At 73.4% G+C, this 21179-nt stretch carries 20 protein-coding genes and 1 riboswitch; of the genes, 11 read left to right on the forward strand and 9 right to left on the reverse strand.

Translation table 11 applies throughout. The annotated features are described in order from the left end of the window. The first annotated feature begins 153 nt into the window (after nt 1-153). Genes ACZ3TI_RS06915 through ACZ3TI_RS06925 form a run of 3 tightly spaced genes read left to right on the forward strand, consistent with a single transcriptional unit; the run spans nt 154 to nt 2896 of the window. Nucleotides 154-963 (forward strand): lysophospholipid acyltransferase family protein, encoded by an 810-nt coding sequence (locus ACZ3TI_RS06915; RefSeq protein WP_465724182.1) that lies wholly within the window; start codon nt 154-156, stop codon nt 961-963. Nucleotides 964-992: 29 nt separating this feature from the next. Then, the gene (macS, locus tag ACZ3TI_RS06920; protein WP_465724183.1) at nt 993-2204 is read left to right on the forward strand and encodes a MacS family sensor histidine kinase; all 1212 of its coding nucleotides are present in this window, start codon (nt 993-995) and stop codon (nt 2202-2204) included. Beyond that, nucleotides 2201-2896 carry a response regulator gene (locus tag ACZ3TI_RS06925; RefSeq protein ID WP_465724185.1) on the forward strand — a complete coding sequence of 232 codons (696 nt, stop codon included), beginning with the start codon at nt 2201-2203 and terminating at the stop codon, nt 2894-2896. The genes macS and ACZ3TI_RS06925 overlap by 4 nt, the downstream gene beginning before the upstream one ends. 87 nt (nt 2897-2983) lie before the next feature. On the opposite strand, the gene ACZ3TI_RS06930 is transcribed toward ACZ3TI_RS06925, so the two are convergent. Next, nucleotides 2984-4945 (reverse strand): anthranilate synthase family protein, encoded by a 1962-nt coding sequence (locus ACZ3TI_RS06930; RefSeq protein WP_465724187.1) that lies wholly within the window; start codon nt 4943-4945, stop codon nt 2984-2986. 280 nt (nt 4946-5225) lie between these two features. Between ACZ3TI_RS06930 and ACZ3TI_RS06935 the strand changes: the two genes are divergently transcribed. Both ACZ3TI_RS06935 and ACZ3TI_RS06940 read left to right on the forward strand, forming a co-directional pair. Next, entirely contained in the window at nt 5226-6575 is a 1350-nt protein-coding gene (locus tag ACZ3TI_RS06935; RefSeq protein WP_465724189.1) for a class II 3-deoxy-7-phosphoheptulonate synthase, read from the forward strand. Nucleotides 6576-6740: 165 nt separating this feature from the next. Continuing rightward, a complete protein-coding gene (locus tag ACZ3TI_RS06940) occupies nt 6741-7085 on the forward strand; it encodes a (2Fe-2S)-binding protein (protein WP_465724191.1) in 345 nt (114 codons plus the stop codon). A gap of 46 nt (nt 7086-7131) precedes the next feature. Here the strand turns inward: ACZ3TI_RS06940 and bfr are convergent, their stop codons facing one another. After that, nucleotides 7132-7611 carry a bacterioferritin gene (gene bfr / locus ACZ3TI_RS06945; protein ID WP_465724193.1) on the reverse strand — a complete coding sequence of 160 codons (480 nt, stop codon included), beginning with the start codon at nt 7609-7611 and terminating at the stop codon, nt 7132-7134. Between the two features lie 228 nt (nt 7612-7839). Here bfr and ACZ3TI_RS06950 point away from each other — a divergent pair, with 228 nt between their 5' ends. After that, nucleotides 7840-8469 (forward strand): sulfite oxidase-like oxidoreductase, encoded by a 630-nt coding sequence (locus ACZ3TI_RS06950; protein WP_465724195.1) that lies wholly within the window; start codon nt 7840-7842, stop codon nt 8467-8469. A gap of 80 nt (nt 8470-8549) precedes the next feature. Here the strand turns inward: ACZ3TI_RS06950 and pknB are convergent, their stop codons facing one another. The 4 genes from pknB to thiO all read right to left on the reverse strand — a co-directional run bounded on the left by pknB (nt 8550) and on the right by thiO (nt 12677). After that, entirely contained in the window at nt 8550-10328 is a 1779-nt protein-coding gene (pknB, locus tag ACZ3TI_RS06955) for a Stk1 family PASTA domain-containing Ser/Thr kinase (protein ID WP_465724241.1), read from the reverse strand. Nucleotides 10329-10418: 90 nt separating this feature from the next. Then, complete coding sequence (locus tag ACZ3TI_RS06960; RefSeq protein WP_465724197.1) at nt 10419-11216, reverse strand: thiazole synthase; 798 nt, start codon at nt 11214-11216, stop codon at nt 10419-10421. A gap of 1 nt (nt 11217) precedes the next feature. Further along, nucleotides 11218-11502 (reverse strand): sulfur carrier protein ThiS, encoded by a 285-nt coding sequence (gene thiS, locus ACZ3TI_RS06965; protein ID WP_465724199.1) that lies wholly within the window; start codon nt 11500-11502, stop codon nt 11218-11220. Continuing rightward, nucleotides 11499-12677 carry a glycine oxidase ThiO gene (gene thiO, locus ACZ3TI_RS06970; protein WP_465724201.1) on the reverse strand — a complete coding sequence of 393 codons (1179 nt, stop codon included), beginning with the start codon at nt 12675-12677 and terminating at the stop codon, nt 11499-11501. The genes thiS and thiO overlap by 4 nt, the downstream gene beginning before the upstream one ends. Nucleotides 12678-12680: 3 nt before the next feature. Beyond that, nucleotides 12681-12793: riboswitch (TPP riboswitch) on the reverse strand. Between the two features lie 84 nt (nt 12794-12877). Between thiO and ACZ3TI_RS06975 the strand changes: the two genes are divergently transcribed. From ACZ3TI_RS06975 to thiE, 3 genes are read left to right on the forward strand one after another with little or no spacing between them, the layout of a single operon-like run. Beyond that, a complete protein-coding gene (locus tag ACZ3TI_RS06975; protein WP_465724243.1) occupies nt 12878-14083 on the forward strand; it encodes an NAD(P)/FAD-dependent oxidoreductase in 1206 nt (401 codons plus the stop codon). A gap of 55 nt (nt 14084-14138) precedes the next feature. Beyond that, on the forward strand, nt 14139-14504 hold the full coding sequence (locus ACZ3TI_RS06980; RefSeq protein WP_465724203.1) for an Rv2175c family DNA-binding protein: 366 nt from the start codon (nt 14139-14141) through the stop codon (nt 14502-14504). Then, the gene (thiE, locus tag ACZ3TI_RS06985) at nt 14504-15148 is read left to right on the forward strand and encodes a thiamine phosphate synthase (protein ID WP_465724205.1); all 645 of its coding nucleotides are present in this window, start codon (nt 14504-14506) and stop codon (nt 15146-15148) included. Before ACZ3TI_RS06980 ends, thiE begins: the two co-directional genes overlap by 1 nt. Nucleotides 15149-15170: 22 nt before the next feature. On the opposite strand, the gene ACZ3TI_RS06990 is transcribed toward thiE, so the two are convergent. Further along, complete coding sequence (locus ACZ3TI_RS06990; protein ID WP_465724207.1) at nt 15171-16289, reverse strand: polyprenyl synthetase family protein; 1119 nt, start codon at nt 16287-16289, stop codon at nt 15171-15173. Between the two features lie 173 nt (nt 16290-16462). Between ACZ3TI_RS06990 and metF the strand changes: the two genes are divergently transcribed. Together metF and ACZ3TI_RS07000 are read left to right on the forward strand one after the other, a co-directional pair. Further along, nucleotides 16463-17377 (forward strand): methylenetetrahydrofolate reductase [NAD(P)H], encoded by a 915-nt coding sequence (gene metF, locus ACZ3TI_RS06995; RefSeq protein WP_465724209.1) that lies wholly within the window; start codon nt 16463-16465, stop codon nt 17375-17377. Nucleotides 17378-17626: 249 nt separating this feature from the next. Continuing rightward, nucleotides 17627-18490, forward strand: coding sequence for a hypothetical protein (locus ACZ3TI_RS07000; RefSeq protein ID WP_465724211.1), 864 nt, complete (start codon nt 17627-17629; stop codon nt 18488-18490). A gap of 18 nt (nt 18491-18508) precedes the next feature. On the opposite strand, the gene ACZ3TI_RS07005 is transcribed toward ACZ3TI_RS07000, so the two are convergent. Together ACZ3TI_RS07005 and ACZ3TI_RS07010 are read right to left on the reverse strand one after the other, a co-directional pair. Next, on the reverse strand, nt 18509-20002 hold the full coding sequence (locus tag ACZ3TI_RS07005; RefSeq protein ID WP_465724213.1) for a phytoene desaturase family protein: 1494 nt from the start codon (nt 20000-20002) through the stop codon (nt 18509-18511). A 24-nt stretch (nt 20003-20026) separates the two neighbouring features. After that, complete coding sequence (locus ACZ3TI_RS07010) at nt 20027-20647, reverse strand: DUF4126 domain-containing protein (RefSeq protein WP_465724215.1); 621 nt, start codon at nt 20645-20647, stop codon at nt 20027-20029. Nucleotides 20648-21179 lie beyond the last annotated feature (532 nt).

Below are 21179 nucleotides of genomic sequence, written 5' to 3' on the forward strand. Positions count from 1 at the left end.
TGGCGCTGGGGGAGGGAACGCTGGAGGGGAGCTGCAGGAATTCGCATCGTCCCACGCCCCGCGCCGGGTCGTACACCCCCTTCGGCGGGGCCGGGCACAGCCGACGGCCGCGGGGCATTAGGATCGACCGGTCCGCATAACAGGAGGCCCGGGTTGTTCTACCGACTGATGAAGATGATCGTCGCGCCACTGCTTCGGATCTTCTTCCGGCCGTGGATCGAGGGTGAGGAGAACATCCCCACCGAGGGTGCGGCGATCATCGCGAGCAACCACCTGTCCTTCTCGGACTCGTTCTTCTTCCCCGCGCTGATCAAGCGCCGGGTGACCTTCATCGCGAAGGCCGAGTACTTCAACACCCCGGGCCTCAAGGGCCGGCTGACCGCCGCGTTCTTCAAGGGCGTCGGCCAGCTGCCGGTGGACCGCTCGGGCGTGCGCGGCGCCGGCGAGGCCGCGATCCGCAGCGCGATCGCGGTGCTGGAGCGCGGCGAGCTGTTCGGCGTCTACCCGGAGGGCACCCGCTCGCCCGACGGCAAGCTGTACCGCGGCAAGGTCGGCGGTCTGGCCCGCGTCGCGCTGGCCACCGGCGCCCCGGTGATCCCGGTCGCCATGATCGACACCGAGAAGGTGCAGCCGCCCGGCCAGGTGATCCCGAACTTCGGCATCCGCCCCGGCATCCGGATCGGCCGCCCGCTGGACTTCTCCCGCTACCACGGCATGGAGAACGACCGCTTCATCCTCCGTTCGGTGACGGACGAGGTGATGTACGAGATCATGCGGCTCTCCGGCCAGGAGTACGTGGACATCTACGCGACCGCCGCCAAGCGGCAGATCGCCGACGAGAAGAAGAAGGCCGACGCCGAACGCCGCGCGGCCGCCAAGGCGGAGAAGGCCGAGGCCGCCGAAGCCGAGAAGGCCGAGAAGGCAGCCGAGGCGGAGAAGGACAAGGAGACCGGGTCGTCCTGACGGCCCGGCCGGGCCCGGGGGAGGGACGGATGACGGACGGCGGCAGAGCCGGCGCGGTGGGCGGCACGGTGGCGGCCGGCGGCATGTCCGTCGAACTCCCGCTGTGGAAGGCCATCTCCTACTTCCGCGTGCTGGCCCTGATCTACGCGCTGCTGCGGTACTTCAACTCGTACCTGCACTTCCTGCACCCGGTGGCCGGCTGGATCTTCCTCGGCGCGCTCACCCTCTGGACCCTCGCCACCACCCGGGCCTTCGCCAACCCGCAGCGCTGCACCTGGTACGTCCTGGGCGTCGACCTCACCCTCGTCGTCACCGGCGTCGTGATGAGCGGCCTGACCGACGCCCCGGCCCGGATCAGCCACGGCGCCCCCACCCTGCCCACCATCTGGGCCGCCGGGACGGTGCTCGGCTGCGCCGCGAAGGGCGGCTGGCGCCCGGCTGCGGCCTCGGGCTCCGTGATCGGCGTCGCCAACATCCTCGGCCACGGCGGGCCGACCGGCGACAACATCCACAACATCGTGCTGCTGATGGTCGCCGGGTGCGCGATCGGCTACGTGATCGAGCTGGCCCGGGCCAGTGAGGCCACGCTCACCCGGGCGCTGCAGGTCGAGGCGGCCACCCGGGAGCGCGAGCGGCTCTCCCGGGACATCCACGACGGCGTGCTGCAGGTGCTGGCGCTGGTCCAGCGGCGCGGCGCGGAGCTGGGCGGGGGGACGGACACCGGCGCCGGCGCGTCCTTCGCCGAGCTGGGCCGCCTGGCCGGGGAGCAGGAGCGGGCGCTGCGGACGCTGATGACCGGCGGCCCGATCCCGGCGCAGCGACTGCCGGAGCCCGACGCCGCCGAGCCGCGCGACCTCACCGCGCTGCTGCGCCCGTACGCCGACGAGCGGATCACGCTCTCCGCTCCCGGTACCCCTGTGCTGCTGCCCGCCCCGGCGGCGGGCGAGCTCGCCGCCGCGGTCGGCGCGGCCGTCGACAACGTCCGCCGGCACGCCGGGGAGGACGCCCGGGCCTGGATCCTGGTCGAGGACGAGCCGGAGGCCGTGACGGTCAGCATCCGCGACGACGGCCCGGGCTTCGCCCCCGGCCGGCTCGGCGAGGCGGAGCGGGCCGGGCGGCTCGGCGTCTCCCAGTCCATCCGCGGCCGGCTGCTGGACCTCGGCGGCACGGCCGAGCTGTACTCGGCGCCCGGGGAGGGTGTCGAGGTCGAACTGCGCGTCCCGAGGAAGGCCACTCCATGACCGACCAGCTGATGACCGATCAGCCGACCACCGACCGGCCGGTGCGGGTGATGGTGGTGGACGACCACCCGATGTGGCGGGACGCCGTCTCGCGCGACCTCGCCGAGTCCGGGCTGGACGTGGTGGCCACGGCGGGCGACGGCGAGGAGGCCGTGCGCCGTGCCCGCGCATGCTCGCCGCAGGTCGTCGTGCTGGACCTCAACCTGCCCGGGCTGCCCGGTGCCGAGGTGTGCCGCCAGGTGGTCGCGCACGACCCGGCGGTGCGGGTGCTGGTGCTGTCGGCCAGCGGGGAGCACCAGGACGTGCTGGAGGCGGTGAAGTCCGGCGCGACCGGGTACCTGGTGAAGTCGGCCGGGCGGGAGGAGCTGCTGGACGCGGTGCGGCGTACGGCCGTCGGCGACGCGGTGTTCACCCCGGGCCTGGCGGGCCTGGTGCTCGGTGAGTTCCGCCGGCTGGCCGCCGAGCCGGCCCCGGCCTCGGCGCCGGCCGCCCCGCAGCTGACCACCCGGGAGACCGAGGTGCTGCGGCTGGTGGCGAAGGGCCTGTCGTACCGCCAGATCGCGGACCGGCTGGTGCTGTCGCACCGCACGGTGCAGAACCACGTGCAGAACACGCTCGGGAAGCTGCAGCTGCACAACCGGGTGGAGCTGGTCCGGTACGCGATCGAGCAGGGCCTGGACGACGAGATCTGAGACGGCGGGATCCGAGACGGCGGGATCCGACGGGCCCCGGGCGGTGCGTCCGCCCGGGGCCCGTCGGCCACCCGGTCACTCGGCTGCTCAGCGCTGTACCGCCGCCACCTCGCGGAGCAGGCCGGCCACGATGTCCACGCCCTCGCGGGTGAGCACCGACTCGGGGTGGAACTGCAGGCCCGCGAAGCCGGGCCCGCGCAGGGCGTGGATGTCGCCGGTGGCGGCGTCCCGGGAGACCTCGATGCCCTCCGCGGCGAGCCGGACCACGTCGGCCTCCGAGCAGCGCGCGGTGAAGGCGTTGTAGAAGCCGACCGTCCGCTTGGTGCCGAACAGGTCGATGCTCTCCTGCGCCCCCTGGTACGGGACGGCCTTGCGGCCCAGCGCCAGCCCTAGCTCGGCGGAGAGCAGCTGGTGGCCGAGGCAGACCGCGAGCAGCGGCGCGGTCCGGGCACCGGAGCGGACGGCGGCCAGGGTGTCCGCGACGATCGGCCGCAGCACGGACATCTTGGGGTCGTCGGCGAGCGCCGGGTCGCCGGGGCCGGGGCCGAGCACCAGCGGGCCGCGGTGCGCCGCGACCAGCTCGCGCAGCCCCGGCTCGTCGTAGCGCACGACCCGCACCCGGTGTCCGAGCGAGCCGAGCAGGTGGGCGAGCATCGAGGTGAAGGTGTCCTCGCCGTCGACGACCAGGGTCGGCTCGGCCTCGGTGACCGGGGTCGGCGTCTGCATCCGCAGCCAGAACGGGGCGAGGCTGGCCCGGCGGGCGTCGAGGGCGGCCTGCACCCGGTGGTCGTCGGCGAGCCGGGGGCCGACCGGGTGGGGCAGCCTGGTGGGCGCGGGCCGGGCGCCGATCGCGGTGAGTACCCCGGCGGCCTTGGCGTGGGTCTCGGCGACCTCGGACTCGGGGACGGAGTGGCGCACCAGGGTGGCGCCGACCCGGACGACCAGCCGACCGGTGGCCGGGTCGATGTCGGCGGTGCGGATGCAGATCGGGGAGTCCAGCAGCTGCCCGCCGCTGGCGGACCGTCCGATCAGGGCGAGCGCGCCGGAGTAGTAGCCGCGCCCGGAGGGCTCGTAGCGCCGGATGACCCGGGTGGCGTTCTCGACCGGGCTGCCGGTGACGGTGGCGGCGAACATCGTCTCGCGGAGCACCTCGCGGACGTCCAGCGAGGTGCGTCCGCGCAGCTCGTACTCGGTGTGGGCGAGGTGGGCCATCTCCTTGAGCCGGGGCCCGAGCACCTGGCCGCCGAGGTCGCCGACCGTGCACATCATCTTGAGCTCCTCGTCCACGACCATGGTGAGCTCCTCCAACTCCTTGGGGTCGTGCAGGAACTGGAGCAGCGAGTCGAGGTCGGAGCCGCCCGCGGGATAGCGGTAGGTGCCGGAGATCGGGTTCATCACGACGGTGCCGCCGCTCTGCCGGACGTGCACCTCGGGCGAGGCGCCGACCAGGACCCGCTCGCCGGTGTGCACCAGGAAGGTCCAGTAGGCGCCGCGCTCCTGCTCCAGCAGCCGCCGGAACAGCGTCAAGGCGAGGGCCGGGGAGAAGTCCTCCAGGGTGGCGTGGAAGTCCCGCCGGATCACGAAGTTGGCGCCCTCGCCGTTGCCGATCTCGTCCTCGATCACCCGACGGACGATCGAGGCGTACGAATCGTCGTCCACATCGAACGCGCCGCCGGTGAGTGAGACCGGCAACTTCGGTAGGGCGGTGGTGAATTCGGCCAAGGAGAGGACGTGCTGCTCGGCTACCGAGAGGGCCTGCAGCGGGGTGCCGTCGTCGTGCGCCTCGAAGCCGCGCTCGCGGATCTGCCGGTACGGGACGAGCGCGAGCAGGTCGTGCACCGGGCCGCCGTCGGCCGGGATGCCGGTGCGCACCGGGAGGTCGGCGAGGTGTTCGTAGCTGTCGACGGTGCCGAGCAGCACCTCGACGGTGTCCGGGGCGATGCGGGGGGTGCGGCGGTGCAGCAGGGCGAAGGCGGGAGCGCCGGGGCTGGTGAGACGGGTGAGCAGGTCGGTGGCGGTGGTCACGGTGCGGCTTCCTTCCGGGTGCATGGCGAGGGCGGTGCTGGGATCCGCTCCCGGAGGGGCCGTCTGCTCAAACGCCGACGGCCGCCCCGAGGGGCGGCCGTCGTGTGTTCGCTCAGGAACGCGCGATCGGTGGGCCACCCATGGGGGAGGCCCACCACCAGGAGTAGTTGTGGTGCGCGTGCATGGCTCGAGCGTAGCGGATCCGGCAGGACGGGTGAGGCTGAATCACGCGTTTGTCCGAGATGCGTCTCACCACTCGGGCAATGGTCACGGATCGGCCGTGTCACCCCGTAGCCTTGGCGGTGTGACCGCTACGACTGAGACATCGAGGGCTGCCCACTCCTGGCAGTCCCTGCCCGCGGCGCAGCAGCCTGAATGGCCGGACCAAGAGGCTCTGCGCAAGACCCTTGCCGAGCTCGCCTCGTATCCGCCGCTCGTCTTCGCCGGCGAGTGCGACCAGCTGCGCGCCCGGCTCGGAGCCGTGGCGCGCGGGGAGGCCTTCCTCCTCCAGGGTGGTGACTGTGCCGAGGCCTTCGACGGCGTCTCGGCGGAGCACATCCGCAACAAGCTGAAGACCCTGCTGCAGATGGCAGCCGTGCTGACGTACGCGGCCTCGGTGCCGGTGGTGAAGGTCGGCCGGATCGCCGGCCAGTACTCCAAGCCGCGCTCCAAGTCGACCGAGACCCGCGACGGCGTGACCCTGCCGGTCTACCGGGGCGACTCGGTGAACGGCTTCGAGTTCACCCCGGAGTCCCGCATCCCGGACCCGGAGCGCCTGAAGCGGATGTACAACGCGTCCGCCGCGACGCTCAACCTGGTGCGCGCGTTCACCACCGGTGGTTACGCCGACCTGCGCCAGGTGCACGCCTGGAACCAGGACTTCGTCCGCAACTCGCCGGCCGGTCAGCGCTACGAGCAGCTCGCCCGGGAGATCGACAACGCCCTGGCGTTCATGAACGCCTGTGGTGTCGCGCCGGAGGAGTTCAAGACCGTCGAGTTCTTCTCCTCGCACGAGGCGCTGGTCCTCGACTACGAGACCGCGCTGACCCGCGTGGACTCGCGCACCGGCGAGCTGTACGACGTCTCCGGCCACATGGTGTGGATCGGTGAGCGCACCCGGCAGCTGGACCACGCGCACATCGAGTTCGCCTCGAAGGTCCGCAACCCGATCGGCGTCAAGCTCGGCCCGACCACCTCGGTGGACGAGGCACTGGCCCTGATCGAGAAGCTGGACCCGGAGCGCGAGCCCGGCCGGCTGACCTTCATCACCCGGATGGGCGCGGGCAAGATCCGCGACCACCTGCCCGCCCTGGTGGAGAAGGTCACCGCCTCCGGTGCCAAGCCGGTGTGGATCTGCGACCCGATGCACGGCAACACCTTCGAGGCCTCCAGCGGGCACAAGACCCGCCGCTTCGACGACGTCCTGGACGAGGTCAAGGGCTTCTTCGAGGTGCACCGCGCGCTCGGCACCCACCCGGGCGGCATCCACGTGGAGCTGACCGGCGACGACGTCACCGAGTGCGTCGGCGGCGGCGACGAGGTCCTGGTGGACGACCTGCACCAGCGCTACGAGACGGCCTGCGACCCGCGGCTCAACCGCAGCCAGTCGCTGGACCTGGCGTTCCTGGTCGCGGAGATGTACCGGGGGCAGTGAGCCCTCCGCTCCGCGGGCGAATGTGACGAAGGCCCCTCCGGTTTCGGGATTCCCGAGCCCGGAGGGGCTTTTTCGTACCCGGATCGCCGGGTAAGGTGAGGCTTAGTGAACTAAGGCAAGCCTTAGTCAAGATCCACTCCACGCTTCACCCTGGGAGAGACCGCGATGTACGTGTGCATGTGCCATGCGGTCACCGAGGACCAGGTGAAGAAGGCGATCGACGGGGGTGCCAACACCCCCCGCCAGATAGCGAAGGGCTGCAAGGCCGGCACCGACTGCGGCTCCTGCGTGCGCCGGATCCAGGCGCTGCTCGGCGAGCACGGCGCCCGGCCCTGCCCGACCGCCAGGCTGGCCGCGAAGCTCGGCCTCGCCGACCCGGAGGCGCAGGACGCGCCCGTCGCCGGAGCGCCGACCGCCCCGGCGACCGTGGCGGTTCCGGCTGCGGCGCCGCTCGCCCCGGTCGCCCCGTTCGCGCCGGTCGCCCCGATGGTCCCGCTGCGCGTGGCCTGAGGCCCGCCGCCCGGGGTCTGCCGTCCTGGGTCTGCCGTCCGGGGGCTCAGGACTCCGGCTGCTCGATGAGCTGGGCGAGGTAGAGAGGCTCGCCGAGCTTCTCCAGGAGCTCCAGCTGGGTGTCGAGGTAGTCGATGTGGTGTTCCTCGTCGGCCAGGATGTCCTCGAAGATGTTCGCCGAGGTGACGTCGTTCTTGGCCCGCATCACCACGACCCCGCGCTTGAGCCGGTCGATCGCCTCCACCTCGATCTGGCGGTCGGCCTCGAACATCTCCTTGACCGTCTGGCCGATCCGGACGTGGAACAGTCGCTGGTAGTTGGGCAGGCCCTCCAGGAACAGGATCCGGTCGGTGAGCGTCTCGGCGTGCTTCATCTCGTCGAAGGACTCGTGCCGGGTGTACTTGGCGAGCTTCGTCCAGCCGAAGTTCTCCTGCATCTTGGCGTGCAGGAAGTACTGGTTGATCGCGGTGAGCTCGGCGGTGAGCTGCTCGTTGAGGAACTCGATGACCTCGGGATCGCCCTGCATGGCGGTGCCTCCTGCGCTCGTCCTGGGGTGGGGCCTGCGCTGGGCATCCTGGCACCGCGACGGGAAGGAATTCCAGTAAGTTCACACTCACTAGGACATGTGTCGGAATATCCGATTTGGGGGGAATCGGGTCAGTGGGTGATCGACCTTTGGCCCGTACGGGCGGGGCGTGAACCCTGGCCAAGGGGCGCGCGTCGGCGCCCGTCCGCCGTCTGTCACCATGGATCCATGGGTCAGTCCAAACACGAACAGCTTCCGCCGTCTGACCCGAGGCTCCCTCCGGGCCAGCGCGCACAGCGCGGCTGGCCCGCTCTGCACTACGGTCCGGTGCCCCGCTTCAAGCCGCTGACCTGGGACCTCCAGGTGTTCGGCGCCACCGCCTCGGCGGAGAAGCACAGCTGGGACTTCGAGGCCTTCAACGCCCTGCCGCGCACCACCGTCGTCGCCGACATGCACTGCGTCACCAAGTTCTCCGTCCTCGGCAACGTCTGGACGGGCGTGTCGGCCGCCGCCGTGCTCGACCTGGTGCCCCCGGCGCCCGGCGTCACCCATGTGATGGTCTGGGCCGAGTACGGCTACAGCGCCAACCTGCGGCTGGCCGACTTCGCCGACCCGCGCACCCTGCTCGCCACCCACCGCAACGGCGAGGCGCTGACCGCCGAGCACGGCTTCCCGGTCCGGCTGGTCGTGCCGCAGCTGTACGCCTGGAAGGGCCCCAAGTGGGTCCGCGCGGTGGAGTACATGCGGGCCGACCGGCGCGGCTTCTGGGAGGAGCGCGGCTACCACAACCTCGCCGACCCCTGGCGCGAGCAGCGCTACTCCTACCAGGAGGAGCCGGGCGAGGGCCCGCTGCGCTGAGCCCGGCCGAGAGCCGTCAGCACCGAGACCCGTCAGCACCGAGAGCCGTCGGAACCGAATGCCGTCAGCGCCGAGAGCCGTCAGAACAGCGAGAACCTGACCGTCACCGCGCTGCGCTGCGGCCGCCGCTCGCCCGCCGCCGGGGACTGGCCGTTCACCTTGACCGCGCCGAACACGTCCCAGCCGCTGGTCTGCATGGTGAAGCCCGCGGCCTGCAGCGCCTTCTGCGCCTCGTCCTTGGTCAGCCCGGTGACGTTCGGGACCGGCACCATGCCCTTGCTGACCACCAGCGACACCGCGGCGTTCTCCTGCAGCTGCTGCCCGGCCGCCGGCGAGCTGCTGATCACCGAGCCCTCCGGGACACCGTCGTCGTAGGTCTCGGTCACGCTGCCCCTGGTCAGCTGGGCGCCGGCCAGGGCCGCGGCGGCGTCGGCGGCGCTCTTGCCGACGACGTCCGGCACCGCGATCCGCTTGGGGCCCTTGGAGACGGTGACGGTGATGTTGTCGCTCCGGCGGGCGCGTGCGCCCACCCCGGGGTCGGTGGAGATCACCTGCCCGGACGGGACGGACTCGCTGAACGCCTCCACGAACCTGCCGTGCAGGCCCTCCTTGTCCAGGATCCGCTGCGCCTCGGCCCGGTCCTTGCCGAGCACCCCGGGCACCGAGCCGTACAGCCCCTCGGAGAGCCCGTAGGTGGCGCCTCCGACCGCCAGCACCAGCGCGGTCAGCGCGGCGGCCCAGATCAGCGCCTTGCGGGGGACCCGGCGCAGCAGCCCGGGTCGGCGCTCGCGCACCGGGGCCGGCTCGTCGTACGGGCGTGGCTCGGTGAGCAGCTGGTCCATCAGCTCCGGAGGGACGTCCAGCACGCTGGTGCGCTCCGTCGGCGGTGTGTCGGCGGGGCGCGCCGGCGGCTGGATCACCGAGGTCGGCTCGCTGGTCGGGTAGCGCGGGCTGGGCCGGGCGGAGGCCGGCGGCTCGGCGTCCAGCTCGGCCGGGGTCAGGGTGCGGCGGACGCGCTGGAGGCCGGCGAGCAGCTCGACCGCGTCGTACGGGCGGGCGTCGGCGACCCGGGCGCAGGCGCCCGCCACTATGGCGTCCAGCTCGGGCCCGACCGCGGGGGCGACCAGGGAGGGGGCGGGGACGTCCTCGTGCAGGTGCTTGTACATGACCTGGACGGGGTTGTCGCCGGTGTGCGGGCGGCGGCCGGTGAGCATCTCGTACAGCAGGATGCCGGCCGCGTAGACGTCGACCCGCTGGTCGGTGGGGGCGTCCGGGAGGATCTGCTCGGGGGCCAGGTAGGAGACGGTGCCGAGGACCGTGCCCCCGGTGGCGGTGCTGGTCGAGGTGGGCGCGCCGTCGGCGCTGCCGAGCACCCGGACCAGGCCGAAGTCGGCGACCTTGACCAGGCCGCCCTCGGTGATCAGCACGTTCTCCGGCTTGACGTCGCGGTGCACCAGCCCGGCCCGGTGGGCGGCACCGAGGGCGGCGAGCACCGGCTCCAGGACGTCCAGCGCGGCCCGGACGGAGAGCGCGCCGCGGTCGCGCAGCAGGTCGCGCAGGGTGCGGCCGGGCACGTACTCCATGGCGAGGAAAACGTTTCCGCCGTCCGCGCCCTGATCGAAGACGTTGACCACATTGGGGTGGGTGAGCTTGGCGACCGCCTTGGCCTCGCGGATGAAGCGGGCGGTGAAGCCCTCGTCCCCGGCCAGCGCGGGGTGCATCACCTTGAGAGCGACCACCCGGTCCAGCCGGGTGTCGGTGCCCTTGTAGACGGTGGACATCCCGCCGGTGGCGATGCGCTGCTCGACCCGGTACCGGTTGTCGAGCAGGGTGCCGATCAGCGGGTCGTGCAATGCCATGTCCACCCGCGCGAGTCTAGTGGCGGGGCGGGCGGCCGGACCCGGGGGACACCGCCCCAGGGCCCAGCTGTGCCCGGCTTGTGACACGCCTCAGAACGCCGGGCGTTCCCGGGTGTCGAGGTCGGCCCGGCCGGCCATCGCGGAGGAGGCCTCGGCGTGGAAGCGGCGCGGGATGCGGCCGGCCCGGTGGGCGAGCCGACCCGCCTCGGCGGCGTGCCGCATCGCTTCGGCCATCAGCACCGGGTCCTGAGCGCGGGTCACCGCGGAGGCGAGCATCACCGCGGAGCAGCCCAGCTCCATCGCCAGCGCGACGTCGGATGCGGTGCCGGCGCCCGCGTCCAGGATCACCGGGACGCCCGCGCTCTCCACGATCAGCTGGAAGTTGTGCGGGTTGCGGATGCCGAGGCCGGAGCCGATCGGCGAGCCCAGCGGCATGATCGCGGCGCAGCCGACGTCCTCCAGCTTGCGGGCCAGCACCGGGTCGTCGTTGGTGTACGGCAGGACGGTGAAGCCGTCGTCGACCAGGGTCTCGGCGGCGTCCAACAGTTCGATCGGGTCCGGCAGCAGGGTCCGCTCGTCGGCGATCACCTCCAGCTTCACCCAGTCGGTGCCGAGCGCCTCGCGGGCCAGCCGGGCCGTCAGCACGGCCTCGCCGGCGGTGAAGCAGCCGGCCGTGTTGGGCAGGACGCGGATGCCGTTGCGAGTCAGCACGTCCAGGACGGAGCCCTGGGTGTTCGCGGCGACCCGGCGCATCGCGACGGTGGTCAGCTCGGTGCCGGAGGCGAGCAGCGCGCGCTCCAGGACCTCCAGGCTCGGCGCGCCGCCGGTGCCCATGATCAGCCGGGAGGAGAAGGTCGTCCCGGCGATGGTCAGCAGGTCGTCGGCCATCTCAGCCTCCCTGGACGGCGGTGAGGATCTCGACCCGGTCACCCGGGTGCAGCGGCGTCTCGGACCACGAACTGCGGGGCACCACGGCCTCGTTGAGCGCGGCAGCGACACCGGTGTTGGCCCGGCTGACGGTGGCCACCACCTCGGCGAGGGTCGTCGTGGCGGGCACCGCGCGGGGCTCGCCGTTGACCGTCAGCGCGACCTCGGTCGGGGCGGTGTCGGTCGGGGCGGTGTCGGTGGGCGCGGTGCCGGTGGGCGTGGTGCCGGTCGGGGCGGTCTCGGTCATGCCAGGGCCTTCGTGGTGGGGCGAGCGGGGTCGGGGGAGAACCGGGTCGGGGTGAACGGCCGCGCCAGTTCCGGGAGTTCGCCGGTGGCCAGGTACTCGGAGACCAGGTCGGCGGTCACCGGGGTGAGCAGGACGCCGTTGCGGTAGTGCCCGGTGGCGGCGACCAGCCCCGGCAGTGCGGTCGGGCCGAGCAACGGTGCGTTGTCGGGCGAGCCGGGGCGCAGCCCGGCCGAGGTCTCCACCAGCGGGAGTTCGGTGATCCCCGGGACCAACTCGTGGGCGTCGCGCAGGAGTTCGTACACCCCGCCGGCGGTGACCGTGGTGTCGTAGCCCTGCTCCTCGGTGGTCGCGCCGATGACCAGCTCGCCGTTCTCCCGCGGCACCAGGTAGATGTGCTGACCGCGCACCACCGCGCGGACGTTGCGGGAGAGGAACGGCCGGTAGGCGTCGGGGATCCGGAGGCGCAGCACCTGCCCCTTCACCGGGCGGATCGCGGGCAGCACGCCCTCGGGCAGTCCGGCCAGCCGGTGGCTGTGCGGGCCCGCGGCGAGGACGACCCGCTCGGCGGTCAGGGTCTCGTGGGTGCTCAGCCGGGCGCCGACCGCGCGACCGCCCTCGACCAGCAGCTCCACCGCCTCGGCGCGGTGGATCAGGACCGCGGCGCTTTCGCAGGCGGAGAGCAGCGCGTCGAGCATCCGGCGGCCGTCCACCTGGTGGTCGTCCGCGACGTGCAGGCCGCCGCGCACCCCGGGGGCGAGCATCGGCTCCAGCTTGCGGGCCTCCCGGCCGGTCAGCCAGGTCGAGTCCAGGCCCAGTCGCAGGTGGAGCGCGTGCAGTTCGCGCAGTTCCTCGCGGTCGTCGGAGTCCAGCGCGACGGCGACCGTGCCGCACCGGCGGTAGCCGGTGTCCTGGCCGCCGCTCGCTTCCGTCAGCTCGGCGGCGAAGTCCGCGTACCGCTCGCTGGAGGCCATGCCGAGGTGCAGCAGCGGCTCCTCGCCGTACTGGAGCTCGGTGACCGGGGCGAGCATCCCGGCCGCGACCTGGGCCGCCCCGCCGCCGGGGGACGGGTCGACCACGACGGTCCGCAGCCCGCGCTGCGCCGCCCGCCAGGCGACGGCGAGGCCGATGATGCCCCCGCCGATCACCAGGACGTCGGCGCGGGCGCCTGATGGCAAGCGTGTCAAAGCTGCTCTTCTCCCTTCGCCGGTATGACCCGGATCAGGTTCGGACGGTCGCAGGCCGTGCCAGCCCGCCTCTCAGCCCGGTTCGCCGGGCTCCCGTGATGGTGTCCCCACCATAACGCCGGGGTGCGGCCCGGCCGAAGGCCCGTACGAAGGGTGGACGGCCCCGGGGTGGCGGCGTGGCGCTGAGTACAGTGACGGGCGTGGCAGAGCTGAACGGAACGGATCGGGTGGTCGTCGTCGGGGCCGGGCTGGCCGGGGCGCAGTGCGCCCTGAAGCTGCGGCAGGGCGGGTGGCGGGGGCGGATCACGCTGGTCGGCGAGGAGCCGCACGCGCCGTACGACCGGCCGCCGCTTTCCAAGGACGTCCTGCTCGGCAAAAGCGACAGCACCACCCTGGACATCGACTACGCGCACCTGGGCATCGAGGTCCTCACCGGCCGCCGCGCCACCGGCCTCACCCCCGGCGTGCTGCACACCGACGGCGGTGACCTCCCGTACGGCTCGCTGGTGATCGCCACCGGTGCCGTCCCGCGCGCCCTGCCCGGTGCCGAGCGGGCGCACCTGCTGCACACCCTGGACGACGCGCTGGCGCTGCGCGCGCTGCTGCGCCCCGGTCTGCGGCTGGTGCTGGTCGGCGCGGGCTGGATCGGTGCCGAGGTGTCCACCGCGGCGCGGGCGGCGGGCTGCGAGGTGACCGTGGTCGAGGCGGGTCCGGCGCCGCTGCCCGGTGCGCTGCCGACCGCGATCGGCTCGGCGATGGCCGCCTGGTACGCCGAGGCCGGGGTGGAGCTGCGCTGCGGGGTCGGGGTGGCGGCCGTCGAGCCCGGGGCGGTGCTGCTGGCGGACGGCTCGCACCTGCCCGCCGACGAGGTGGTGGTCGGCATCGGCGCCCGGCCCGCGACCGGGTGGCTGGCCGGCTCCGGCGTCGAGCTGGACGGGACCGGGGCCGTCGTGGTGGACGCGCACCTGCGGACCGGCGTGCCCGGCGTCTTCGCGGCCGGCGACTGCGTCAGCTACCCGTCGGCCCGGGCCGGTGCCCGGCTGGCCGTCCAGCACTGGGACCACGCGCTGCAGTCCGGCGAGGCGGTGGCCGCCGCCGTCCTCGGCGTGGACGCGCCGCCGTACGACCCGGTGCCGTACTTCTGGTCGGAGCAGTTCGGGCGGATGGTCCAGTACGCGGGCCGGCACGCCGAGGGCGACGAGCCGCTGTGGCGCGGCAGCCCGCAGGACGCCTCGTGGGCGGTGCTCTGGCTGCGCGACGGGGTGCCGAGCGCGCTGCTGACCGTGGACCGGCCGCGCGACCTCACCCAGGGGCGGAAGCTGATCGAGCGCGGTACGGCGCTGGACCCGGCCCGCGCGGGGGACCCGGCGGTGCCGCTGAAGTCGGCCGTGGCGTAGTCGCGACCCGGGGGCGTGTGTGCGCGGTGGGGCACCGAGGTGGCAGTCTGGTGCCGTGAGTGAGATCGATGCCAAGACCGAAGCCCTGGTCCCCGAGTGGCTCTACCTGCCCGACATCTCCGAGCGGTGGGGTGTGCTGGTCACCGAGGTCCGCAACATGGTCAAGAAGGGTGACCTGATCGCGGTCCGCCGCGGTCCCAACAAGTCGCTGCAGGTCCCGGCGGCCTTCATCGACGAGACCGGCCCGGTGAAGCACCTGGTCGGCCTGCTGACCGTGCTGCGCGACAGCGGGTTCAGCGACGACGAGATCATCGAGTGGATGTTCACCGAGGACCCGTCGCTGCCCGGAACCCCGGTGCAGGCGCTGTGGGAGAACCGCGCGACCGAGGTCAAGCGCCGCGCCCAGGCCATGGCCCTGTGATGACGGACCTCCGGACGAGGCTGGCCGACGCCCGCCTCTACCTGTGCACCGACGCGCGACGCGAGCAGGGCGACCTCGCCGAGTTCCTCGACGCGGCGCTGGCGGGCGGCGTGGACATCGTCCAGCTGCGCGACAAGGGGTTGGAGGCCAAGCAGGAGCTGGCGGCCCTGGAGGTCTTCGCCGACGCCTGCCGTCGCCACGGCAAGCTGCTGTCCGTCAACGACCGCGCCGACGTCGCCCACGCGGCCCGGCCGGACGTGCTGCACCTCGGCCAGGACGACCTGCCGGTGTCGGCCGCCCGGGCGATCCTCGGCGAGGACGTCCTGATCGGCCGGTCCTGCCACGCCGAGTCCGAGGTGGACGCGGCGATCGCCGAGCCCGGGGTGGACTACTTCTGCACCGGCCCGGTCTGGCCGACCCCGACCAAGCCGGGCCGCCCGGCGCCGGGCCTCGGCCTGGTCGAGTACGCGGCGAAGCAGGCCACCGACCGTCCGTGGTTCGCCATCGGAGGGATCGACCTCGCCAACGTGGACGAGGTGCTGGCCGCCGGTGCCCACCGGATCGTCGTGGTCCGGGCCATCACCGCCGCGGAGGACCCGCGGGCGGCCGCCGCCGAGCTGTCCCGCCGGGTGCGTTCCAGCTGATCGCGGAGGCCGCCGCCGTCCCTCAGTACTTGCGGACGGTGGCGGCCTCGGCCAGCGCCAGCAGCACTCCGCGGGCCCGCTCGTCCACCAGCGGCGCCGCCTCCAGCGCGGCCAGCGACTGCCGCATCAGCTCTTCGATCCGGCGCTCCACCAGCTCGGGCGCGCCGCTGCGGGCGATCAGCTCGCGCAGCCCGGCGACCTCCTCGGGCGCCAGGTCCGGCGCGCCGAGCCGCTCGTCCAGGTGCCGGGCATCGGCGGCGGGCAGACCGCGCATCGCGTGCGCGACCAGCAACGTGCGCTTGCCCTCGCGCAGATCGTCCCCGGCCGGCTTGCCGGTGACGGCCGGATCCCCGAAGACGCCGAGCAGGTCGTCCCGCAGCTGGAAGGCCTCGCCCAGCGGCAGCCCGAACGCCCCGAGCGCCTCGACCAGTTCCGGCGCGGCCCCGGCCAGCAGCGCGCCGACCTGCAGCGGACGCTCGATCGTGTACTTCGCGGACTTGTAGTGCAGTACGGTCTGCGCCCGGTCCAGCGCGCCCGCGTCCGTCGAGTCGCCGGCCACGGGCTCCAGCACGTCCAGGTACTGGCCGAGCATGACCTCGGTGCGCATCAGGTCGAACACCGGCTTGGCGGCGAGCACGGCGGCCGGCTCCAGGCCCGAGCGCAGGAAGAGTTCGTCGCACCAGATCAGCAGCAGGTCGCCGAGCAGCACCGCGGCCGAGGCGCCGTACTGCTCGCGGTCGCCGCGCCAGCCGCTGTCGCGGTGCAGCGCCTCGAAGCGGCGGTGGATCGAGGGCAGGCCGCGGCGGGTGTCGCTGCGGTCCATCAGGTCGTCGTGCACCAGGGCGCTCGCCTGGAGCAGCTCGAGGGCGGCGGCCGCGTTGGCGATCCCGTCGGCCCCGTTGCTCCGGTCGGATGGGCCGCCGGCGGCGCGCCAGCCCCAGTAGCAGAAGGCCGGGCGCAGCCGCTTGCCGCCGTCCAGCAGGAAGTCGCGCAGCGCGTCGGAGGCGGGGGCCAGCTGGGGCGAGATCTTGCCGAGCAGCGCGGACTGGCCGTCCATGAACGCGGCGAGCGCGGCGTTGACGCGTGTGCGGACGTCCTCCACGTCAATGGGGTTGGCCGACCGGTTGCTGGACGAGGTCACGATGGGGCTCCGCTGGTTCTCTGGGGTGCAGCAAGCGTAGCGGGGCGGCTGGGAACGGGCGTGCGAGCGGCTCCGCACAGCCGTCCGGATCGAAGCGGAGCGTCGTCCATCAATCGTCTCAATGGGTGGAATCGGGTTGTCCGGCCTCCTCGGCAGCCGGATAGCCTGCCAGCATGGCACTCGGAATCGCCTCCACGAGAACGGATCGCGCACTGACGGTCCGCGAGCTCCTGGCGGCCGGCAAGCGCTCCTTCTCCTTCGAGTTCATGCCGCCGCGCAGCGAGGTCGGCGAGCAGAAGCTCTGGGACGCCATCCGGCGACTCGAGCCGCTGGACCCGAACTTCGTCTGCATGACGTACGGCGCGGGCGGCTCCTCGCGCGAGCGCACCGTCAACATGGTCGGCCGGATCGCCACCGAGACCACACTGACCCCGGTCGCCCACCTGACCGCCGTCGACCACTCGGTCGCGGAGCTGCGCAACATCATCGGGCAGTACGCCGACCAGGGCGTGCGGAACGTCCTCGCGGTCCGGGGCGACCCGCCCGGCGACCCGATGGGCGAGTGGGTCAAGCACCCCGAGGGCGTCACCTACGCCTACGAGCTGGTGGAGCTGATCAAGGGCATCGGCGACTTCTGCGTCGGCGTCGCGGCCTCGCCGAACATGCACCCGCGCTCGACCGACTGGGACGACGACATCCGGCACTTCGTGGCGAAGATCCGCTCCGGGGCCGACTACGCCATCACCCAGATGTTCTTCGAGGTCGACGACTACCTGCGGCTGCGCGACCGGGTGACCGCCGCCGGCTGCGAGACGCCGATCATCCCGGAGATCATGCCGGTCACCAACGCCAAGCAGCTGGAGCGCTTCCCGCAGCTCAGCGGCTCGGCCTTCCCCCCGGACCTGGAGGCCCGCCTGCGGGCGGCCGTGGACGACCCGGCGGCGCTGCGGGCCATCGGCATGGAGCACGCCACGGCGATGGCCGAACGCCTCCTCGCCGAGGGCGCGCCCGGTCTGCACTTCATCACGCTGAACCACTCGACGGCGACGCTGGAGATCTACCAGAACCTGGGGCTGCACAAGCGTTGAGGGCCTGCGGCCCGGCTCGGGGGTGGTCCGGGCGGGCGGGGTCGGGTGCGGCGGGTGGTGCTGCCTGCTGCCGGGCTGACGCCGAACGTTCACGAGCCCGTCACCGTACCGCCGGCGGCGGGCTCGGTCGTGTGCGGCCGGTGCCGGGTGCGGCGGGAACGCAATGCGGTACCCCGGCCGTTGAACCGGTACAGTCGCCGCACACGCGCGGCGTGGACGCGCGGGCACGCGACTGGAGGTAGCGGGCGGATGGGCATCGGATACCTGCTGCTGTACGCCGCGTTGGCGCTGGTGGCGCTCTGGCTGGTGGCCGAGGTGCTGCTGCAGAACCGGGCGCCGCTGCACTGGCGGGTCCTGGCCCTGGCCGGTTTCCTGGGCGTGGCCGCCGGGATGAGCCTCGGCTCGGTCGTGGTGATCGGCGCCGGCGCGGCACTGTTCGCGCTCGGCCAGACCTTCGTCACGCTCTCGGTCAAGCGCGGCTACCGGAACGGCTGGTCCCTGCGGAAGCCCGACGGCAGCCTGCCGGGACCGCTCGCCAAGGTGCCGCTGCTCGGCGCCCTCACCGGCGGCGGGGTCGCGGTGGCGGCCGTCGTGGTCGCCGAGGAGCGGATCGGCGAGGTCAGCGCCGTGGAGGAGCCCGCGGACTTCCAGTCGGCGCCGGTGTCGGCGCCGGTGTCGGAGGAGGTGCCGGAGGTCGAGCAGACCGCCGCCTTCGAGATGCAGGAGCTCGCCCAGGACGGCATCTACGCCCCCGCGTACTACGAGCAGCAGCAGCCGCAGCAGCAGGTCCAGGACCCGTACGCCGGCGCCTACCAGGGCGGCTACGACCAGCAGCAGTGGCAGACCCAGCAACAGTCCGCCTACGCCTACGACCAGTCCTACGGCGCCTACCCGCAGCAGCAGGGCCAGCAGCAGGACCCGTACGGCACCTACCAGCAGCAGGACCAGTACGCGGGCTACCAGCAGCACCAGCAGGCCTGGGACCCGAACGCCCAGCAGCAGCACCAGCAGCAGTGGCAGCCCCAGCCCGACCCGCAGACCCAGGGCATCCCGCAGCAGCAGGCGTACGACCAGAACTACGGCTACCAGCAGCAGAACACCTGGCAGCAGTAGAACCCGTCCGGGCGGGCCCTACGCCGGTCCGACCAGGTTGGCGGCGATGCAGGCCGACATCCCGACGCGGGCGAGGCCGCCGCCGGGGTGGGCGGTGCCGCCGATGAGGTAGAGGCCGGGAACAGGGGCCTCGTTGGCGGCCTTCAGCCAGTCGCCGTCGGCTCCGGCGAGGACCGGCAGGGCGACCGAGCCGCCGAGGGCGCCGGTCTCGCGGCGGGTGTCCTCCGGGGTGCGCACGACCCGCCACAGCACCCGCTCGCGCAGACCCAGGCCGGCCGCGTCGACGTGGGCGAGCAGCCGGTCGGCGTAGCGGTCGGCGACGCCGGGAGCGGTCCAGTCGACGGCGCCCTGGGGCGGGACGGTCGCGGTCAGCACCACGCTCTCGTGCGCGTCGTCGGGGCGCAGCGACGGGTCGTCCGGGCGCAGCACCTGGACGGCGGGGCGCTCGCAGAGCGGGGCGTCGAGGGCTAGGGCGCGCTCCTCGGCGGCGAGGTCGGCCGCGTGCACCACCGTGCGGTGCGCGGTGCCCTCCGGGCGGGGGCCGCGCAGGGCGAGCAGCACGCTGAACCGGCCGGGCGCCCCGGACGGCTGCCAGGCCGCGGCGGGCTTCCCGGGCCACTCGGCGAGGCCGCCGCCGAACAGCGCGCCGGCGTCCATCGCGGAGAGCACCAGGTCCGCGTCGATCCGTCCGTCCGCGGTCTCGACGCCGCGCGCCCGGCCGTCCTCGACCACGACCCGGGTGACGGGCGTGTCGAAGCGGAACCCGACCCTGCGCAGCTCGCAGCGCCGGAACACCGCCTCCGCCAGGGCGCGCAGGCCGCCCCGGACGTACCAGACGCCGAAGGACTGCTCCATGTACGGCAGCACGGTGGCCCCCGCGGGGGCCCGGTCAGGTACGAAGCCGTACCGGACCGCGGACTCGAACAGCAGGGCGGTCAGCCCGGGGTGCCCGTCCAGTTGGCGCGCCGCCACGTCGTGGAGCGTCCACGGCGCGGCACGGCGCAGCCGGGCCAGGCCGGTGCGCGGCGGGACGGGGTACGGGTCGGTGCCCAGGAACGCCCGGTCGGCCGGGAGCGGCTCCTCGAGCAGCGGGCGGCGGGTGGCCTCCCAGACCGTCCGGCCGTGGTTCATCACCGCGCTCCAGCGGGCACCGGAGCCGGCGCCGAAGGCCGCGTCCAGGGCCTGGCTGACGCCGCCGCGGGAGGCGTTGGGCAGGGTGACGGCGGTGCCGTCGGGGAAGAGGTGCCGGCTCTCCGGGTCGACCGGGGCCAGCTCGACCAGCTGCTCCAGCGGCTCCTTGCCGGTCTTCAGCGCGAGGTCCCGGTAGACGGCGGGGAGGGCGAGCAGCCCGGGCCCGGTGTCGAACGCGAAGCCGTCCCGCTCGTAGCGGCCGACCATGCCCCCGTACGTGCCGCTGGCCTCGCAGACCGTCACCCGGTGGCCGAGGGTCGCCAGCCGGGAGGCCGCCGCGAGCCCGCTCATTCCTGCGCCGATGATGACGATCCGTGCCATGGCCACTGATCCTAGGGCCCGGCGTCAGGCCCCCGGCTGCCGGGCGTACGCGCCCTGCGCGGCGCGGGCGGCCTTGCGCTCGCGGCGGCGGGCCCGGAAGGCGCGGATCTTGCTGATCGCCAGCCAGACCAGCAGCAGGCCGACGGCCAGCACCACGGCGGCGATCGAGGCGGCCAGCCAGGGGTGGAAGATCGCCAGGGTGACCAGGCCGGCCACCGAGAGGTCCTCCGCCATGCTGACCACGATGTTGCTGGCCGGCTCGGGGGAGGTGTTGACGGCCATCCGCAGTGAGGCCTTGACCAGGTGGCTGACCAGCGCCGTGGTGCCGCCCATCGCACCGGCCGCGACCTCGCTGAGCGAGCCCGGGTCGTTGCTCGCGATCAGCACGCCGACGGTGGCACCGGCGATCGGCCGGATCACGGTGTGCACGACGTCCCAGACGCTGTCCACGTACGGGATCTTGTCCGCCACCGCCTCCATCGCGAACAGCACCGCGGCGGCGATCAGCACGTCCGTGCGCTCCAGCGCGTGCGGCACCGACTCCGCGTCGGCGAACCGGCCCAGCAGCCCGAGCAGCAGCACCACCGCGTACGCGTTGATGCCGCTGGCCAGTCCGCTGGTGAAGATCAACGGCAGGATCGTCATGGCCTCCCCCTCCTCGTCGACAGGGTTCCGGTTCCGCCCGGCCCCGCCGTACCGTACCGGGGACCGGGACGCCGAGCGGACACGCGCCGGTTCCGGCGGCCGGGGACTGAGTACGGATACTCAGATCCGCGGTTGAGTACCTCAGCGGATGTCCTCCGACCTGCGGGGACGAGAGAGTAGGGGCACCGGGAGGGCGGCGCGTCGGGCGCCGGCCCGCCCGGGTGGCGGATCCTTCCGTCCCGCCGGCCGCACAGGCCACGGGGGTGGCGGCGGAGGAGATCCGCGAAGGGGCCGGTCACGGCGCCCGCACCGCCGGCACGGGGCGGCGGAGCGGGCCGGGGGGAGACCGGCCGCGGGGGAAGCCCGCCACCGCCGCCCATGGGGGGAACGGCGGAGCGACGGCACACGGCGGCGAGCGGGGGGCCGGGGGGGGGGGGGGGCCGGGGCGGCGCCCCGCAGGTGTGCCCCGGGGCGGGGTTGCCCGGGGGTGTTACGGGGACCGTCGGGTTTTTAATTGGGGCGGTGAAGAATG

Source organism: Kitasatospora sp. NPDC023120 (assembly GCF_055560835.1).

Excerpts from the sequence above, each read along its gene's own strand:
- macS (WP_465724183.1), top strand. The coding sequence starts at position 993 with ATGACGGACGGCGGCAGAGCCGGCGCGGTGGGCGGCACGGTGGCGGCC.
- ACZ3TI_RS06925 (WP_465724185.1), top strand. The coding sequence starts at position 2,201 with ATGACCGACCAGCTGATGACCGATCAGCCGACCACCGACCGGCCGGTG.
- ACZ3TI_RS06930 (WP_465724187.1), bottom strand. The coding sequence starts at position 4,945 with ATGCACCCGGAAGGAAGCCGCACCGTGACCACCGCCACCGACCTGCTC.
- ACZ3TI_RS06940 (WP_465724191.1), top strand. The coding sequence starts at position 6,741 with ATGTACGTGTGCATGTGCCATGCGGTCACCGAGGACCAGGTGAAGAAG.
- bfr (WP_465724193.1), bottom strand. The coding sequence starts at position 7,611 with ATGCAGGGCGATCCCGAGGTCATCGAGTTCCTCAACGAGCAGCTCACC.
- ACZ3TI_RS06950 (WP_465724195.1), top strand. The coding sequence starts at position 7,840 with ATGGGTCAGTCCAAACACGAACAGCTTCCGCCGTCTGACCCGAGGCTC.
- pknB (WP_465724241.1), bottom strand. The coding sequence starts at position 10,328 with ATGGCATTGCACGACCCGCTGATCGGCACCCTGCTCGACAACCGGTAC.
- ACZ3TI_RS06960 (WP_465724197.1), bottom strand. The coding sequence starts at position 11,216 with ATGGCCGACGACCTGCTGACCATCGCCGGGACGACCTTCTCCTCCCGG.
- thiS (WP_465724199.1), bottom strand. The coding sequence starts at position 11,502 with ATGACCGAGACCGCCCCGACCGGCACCACGCCCACCGGCACCGCGCCC.
- thiE (WP_465724205.1), top strand. The coding sequence starts at position 14,504 with ATGACGGACCTCCGGACGAGGCTGGCCGACGCCCGCCTCTACCTGTGC.
- metF (WP_465724209.1), top strand. The coding sequence starts at position 16,463 with ATGGCACTCGGAATCGCCTCCACGAGAACGGATCGCGCACTGACGGTC.
- ACZ3TI_RS07000 (WP_465724211.1), top strand. The coding sequence starts at position 17,627 with ATGGGCATCGGATACCTGCTGCTGTACGCCGCGTTGGCGCTGGTGGCG.
- ACZ3TI_RS07005 (WP_465724213.1), bottom strand. The coding sequence starts at position 20,002 with ATGGCACGGATCGTCATCATCGGCGCAGGAATGAGCGGGCTCGCGGCG.
- ACZ3TI_RS07010 (WP_465724215.1), bottom strand. The coding sequence starts at position 20,647 with ATGACGATCCTGCCGTTGATCTTCACCAGCGGACTGGCCAGCGGCATC.